This is a genomic window from Paraconexibacter sp. (assembly GCF_041602235.1).
GTDB lineage: Bacteria > Actinomycetota > Thermoleophilia > Solirubrobacterales > Solirubrobacteraceae > Paraconexibacter.
Genome location: NZ_JBFIGP010000305.1, coordinates 1 through 4,350, shown reverse-complemented (window position 1 = coordinate 4,350; position 4,350 = coordinate 1). Strand labels below are relative to the sequence as shown.

Sequence of the window (4,350 nt, the reverse complement as noted above, 5' to 3'; positions counted from 1 at the left end):
GCGACGACGAGTGCCGTGGTGTTTCCCGTCGCGGGGCTGGAACGCTCATGCATGGGGGTCACCGCCTTGATGCAGCGTGCGGACGCCGCCCACCGGCCGGACGGCCGACAGCAGCGCCGCGGCTGCGGTAGAGGATGGGGCTGCGGCGGAACCAGTCCACCGGGATGCTCCAGACGTGGACGAGGCGGCTGAACGGCCACAGCGCGTACAGGAACCACACCTGGGTCACGTGGATCTGCAGGATGAGCGGGGCCTCGGCCATCCTCTCCGGCTGCGGGTCCAGGGTCAGGATGCCGCGGAACCACGGCGCCACGTGCTCGCGGTAGTGCGTCTCGTCGACGGCGTTGAGCACCGTGACCCAGAGGCCCGTGACGATCGCGACGGCGAGCATCGCGAAGACGGCGACGTCCATGCGCGTGGTGGTGCGGCGCACGCGGTGGTTCGTCGTACGGCGGTAGACCAGGACCAGGAGCCCGAGGACGACCGCGATGCCGGCGGTCAACCCACCGATGACCGAGATCACGTGATAGGCGTCCTCGTTCACGCCGACGCTGTCGGTCCAGCTGGCGGGCACCAGGATCCCGAGGACGTGGCCGCCGATCGCGGCCAGCGCGCCGACGTGGAACGCGAGGCTGCCGACCCGCAGCATCCGGCTCTCGAGGATCTGCGTGGACCGCGCGGTCCAGCCGACCTGGTCGGTGCGGTAGCGCCACCAGTGCCCGACCAGGAACACGGCGATCGCGGCGTACGGCAGGACGCCGTAGAGCAGCAGCTCCCCCCGCTCCATCACCCCACCCCCGGCATGGTCGCGGGCGGCGCGAACGGCTCGAGGCCGACCTCTTCCTCGGGGGGACCGGCCGCGGCGAGCTCACGGATGCGGGTGAGCTGGTCGCGTGTGAGCCCAGGGAGCGGGAGGACCACCGCGTCGAGCAGCGGCGCCCACGGGCTGTCCTCGGCATGGAGGGCGGCGCGCAGGAGCTCGAGCGCCTCGCGGTGGCGGGCCAGCGCGGCGAGCCCCGGCTCGGGCTCGAGCGCCGCGAACTCCAGCAGCATCGGCAGGTAGTCCGGCAGCTCGCCCGTGGACTGCGCGGGGTCCAGGCCGGCAGCGGCGTAGCGCTGCTTGAGGGCCAGCAGCGCCATGCCGCGCTGCCTGCGGTCGCCGAGCGTGTGGTAGGTGAGGTACAGGCTGGCCCGCCGGGAGAAGTCGAAGGTCTCGACGTAGCGAGCCTGCAGCTCGGCCGGCTCGATGCCCGTCGCCCACCGGGTGAACGCGCGGATCGCGTCCGCCTGCGGGCCGGGTCCGAGCCCCTCCGCGGCCGCCGCCAACTCCCCGCGGGCGTGGAGCAGGTCGCCGTCGGGGTACTGCAGCAGCAGTGACGCGAGCTTGAGCGGGTGGACCACGCCGGTCACGAGGGCCTCCGATCGACGTGGGTGATGAGATCCCGCAGGTCGAAGTCGTTCGCGGCGCCGGCCGGATCGGGGGTCGTCGCACCCGCACCAGCCCCGCCGATGAGGTCCCCGGGGCCGCCCGCGAAGTCCAGTCCGCAGCTGCCCTGCAGCTTGGCGGGGTCGATGTCGATCTCCGGATGCGCCTTGGGGATCACGTAGCGCTCGTTGTAGTCGCCGATCGCCAGCGACCGGAACATGGCCTGCATCTCGGCCGGCTCCATGCCGACGCCGGACGCGATCGCCGGATCGGCGGCCACGCCGAGGTTCTGCGCGCGCATGTACTCGCGCAGCGCGGTCAGCCGCCGCAGGGATGTCCGCACCGGCTCGGGGTCGCCCGCCGACAGGAAGCTCGCCAGGTAGTCGACCGGGATGCGCAGCTCCTCGATCGCGGCGAACACGGCGCTCGGATCCGCCTGCGGGTCGACCGACGCCTCGACGAGGCTCGTCACCGGCGAGAGCGGCGGCACGTACCAGACCATCGGCATCGTGCGGTACTCGGGGTGCAAGGGCAGGGCGATGCGCCAGCGTGCCGCGAGGTCGTACACGGGCGAGTGCGCGGCGGCCTCGATCCAGTCCTCCGGGATCCCGTCGGCCAGCGCCTGCGCACGGATCTCCGGGTCCTGCGCGTCGAGGAACAGGCCGAGCTGGGCGTCCAGCAGGTCGTGCTCGTCGGCGACCGATGCAGCCGCCTCCACGCGGTCGGAGTCGTAGAGGACGACGCCGATGTGGCGCAGCCGCCCGACGCACGTCTCCGCGCACACGGTCGGCATCCCCGCCTCGATGCGCGGGTAGCAGAACGTGCACTTCTCGGCCTTGCCCGTGTTCCAGTTGAAGTAGACCTTCTTGTACGGGCATCCCGAGACGCAGTGCCGCCAGGACCGGCACGCCTCCTGGTCGACGAGGACGATGCCGTCCTCCTCGCGCTTGTACATCGCTCCGGACGGGCACGAGGCGACGCACGAGGGGTTGATGCAGTGCTCGCAGATCCGCGGCAGGTACATCATGAACGCCTGCTCGAACTCGATCCGCACCTGCTCCTCGAGCCCGTTGCGGCGGTTCGGGTCGCCGGCCGCGTTCTCGAGCGACCCGGCCAGGTCGTCGTCCCAGTTGGGGCCCCAGCTGAGGTCCAGCGGCTCGCCGGAGATCTGCGACAGCGGCTGCGCGACGGGCTGGTGCTCGCTGGGCGGCGCCCCGATGAGCGTGTCGTAGTCGTAGGTCCACGGCTCGTAGTAGTCGTCGATCGACGGCAGGTCGGGGTTGTGGAACAGGTTCAGCGCCTTGCGCACCTTCCCGCCCGCCCGGAGCTTGAGCTTGCCGCGGCGGTCGAGCTCCCAGCCACCCCGCCAGCGGTCCTGGTCCTCCCAGTCCTGCGGGTACCCGCGGCCGGGGCGCGTCTCGACGTTGTTGAACCAGACGTACTCGGTGCCCTTGCGGTTCGTCCACACGTTCTTGCACGTCACCGAGCAGGTGTGACACCCGATGCACTTGTCCAGGTTCATGACCATGCCCATCTGGGCCCGGATCCTCATCGGTAGGCCACCTTCCCGGCGCGCTTGCGGATGATGATGAGCTGATCGCGCTGCGGTCCGCAGGCCCCGTAGTAGTTGAAGCCCCACGAGAACTGCGCGTAGCCGCCGACGAGATGCGTCGGCTTCATCGTGATGCGCGTCAGCGAGTTGTCGGTACCGCCGCGCGTGCCCGAGACCTCCGACAGCGGGACGTTCACGTGCCGGTCCTGCGAGTGGTAGAAGAGCGCCGCCCCGGACGGCACGCGGTGGCTGACCACCGCACGGCAGGCGACCACGCCGTGCTTGTTGTAGACCTCGAGCCAGTCGTTGTCGGCGACGTCGATCGCGGCCGCATCCTCGAGGGAGATCCACATCGCCGGGCCACCGCGGAACAGCGTGAGCATGTGGAGGTTGTCCTGGAACTCCGAGTGGATCGACCACTTCGAGTGCGGCGTGAGATAGCGGACGGTCACCTCGCGCCCCGGCCCCACCTCGGGCGATCCCCCCAGGCCCTCGAGCTGCCCGCTGTCGACCGGCGGGCGGTAGGCCGGCAGGGCCTCCCCGTACTCGAGCATCCACTGGTGGTCGACGTAGAGCTGCTGGCGCCCGGTGAGCGTGCGCCACGGGATGAGATGGTCGACGTTCTGGGTGAACGGGGAGTAGCGCCGCTCGTGCGACTCGAGCCCCGACCACTCCGCCGACGCGATGACCTTGCGCGGCTGGATGGTGATCTCCGCGAGCGTCAGGCGCTCCTCGGCACGTGCCGCCGGGATCTGCGCCAGCGGCTTGCCGACCCGTCCCTCCAGGTTGCGGAAGCTCTCGACCGCCAGCCGGCCGTTCGTGGTTCCCGACAGCGCCAGGATCGTCTCGACGACGTGCACGTCGCGCTCCAGCGCCGGCCGACCCGCCCCGGCTCCGCTGGGGACGATGCCGTTGGCCGCGCCGAGCCGCTGCACCTCCTCGTCGGGCACGAACGTCACGCCCTTGGCGCCGACGCCGAGCTTCTCGACCAGCGGCCCGAGCGCGGTCATCTTCTCGGCGACCGCGCCGAAGTCGCGCTCGACCGCGACCAGCTTCGGCATCGTCCGCCCGGGGACCGGGTCGCACTCGCCCGCGCGCCAGTCGCGGACCTCCCCGAACGGCTGGGCGAGCTCGTCCGGCGTGTCGTGCAGCAGCGATCCGGCGACGATGTCGGTCCGGGTGCCGAGCCGTTCCCGGGCCAGCTCGGAGAACGACCGGGCGATGCGGTTGAAGGCGTCCCAGTCGCTCTTGGCCTCCCACGGAGGCGGGATCGCGGCGTTGAACGGATGGACGAACGGGTGGAGGTCCGTGCTCGAGACGTCGTGCTTCTCGTACCAGGTCGCGGCCGGCAGCACGACGTCGGAGTACAGGC

Annotated in this window: 4 protein-coding genes; all 4 read right to left on the bottom strand. The window is 71.2% G+C overall.

Going from position 1 to position 4,350, the window contains the following annotated elements; translation table 11 throughout:
* Nucleotides 1–58: 58 nt before the first annotated feature.
* Nucleotides 59–787, bottom strand: coding sequence for a respiratory nitrate reductase subunit gamma (gene narI / locus ABYE80_RS17640; RefSeq protein ID WP_372791619.1), 729 nt, complete (start codon nt 785–787; stop codon nt 59–61).
* Nucleotides 787–1,410 (bottom strand): nitrate reductase molybdenum cofactor assembly chaperone, encoded by a 624-nt coding sequence (gene narJ / locus ABYE80_RS17635; RefSeq protein ID WP_372791618.1) that lies wholly within the window; start codon nt 1,408–1,410, stop codon nt 787–789. The genes narI and narJ overlap by 1 nt, the downstream gene beginning before the upstream one ends.
* Nucleotides 1,407–2,978, bottom strand: coding sequence for a nitrate reductase subunit beta (gene narH, locus ABYE80_RS17630; protein ID WP_372791617.1), 1,572 nt, complete (start codon nt 2,976–2,978; stop codon nt 1,407–1,409). The genes narJ and narH overlap by 4 nt, the downstream gene beginning before the upstream one ends.
* A partial coding sequence (locus tag ABYE80_RS17625; protein WP_372791616.1) for a molybdopterin dinucleotide binding domain-containing protein occupies nt 2,975–4,350 on the bottom strand: 1,376 nt, incomplete at its 5' end. The genes ABYE80_RS17625 and narH, both read right to left, overlap by 4 nt.

Excerpts from the sequence above, each read along its gene's own strand:
- narI (WP_372791619.1), bottom strand. The coding sequence starts at position 787 with ATGGAGCGGGGGGAGCTGCTGCTCTACGGCGTCCTGCCGTACGCCGCG.
- narH (WP_372791617.1), bottom strand. The coding sequence starts at position 2,978 with ATGAGGATCCGGGCCCAGATGGGCATGGTCATGAACCTGGACAAGTGC.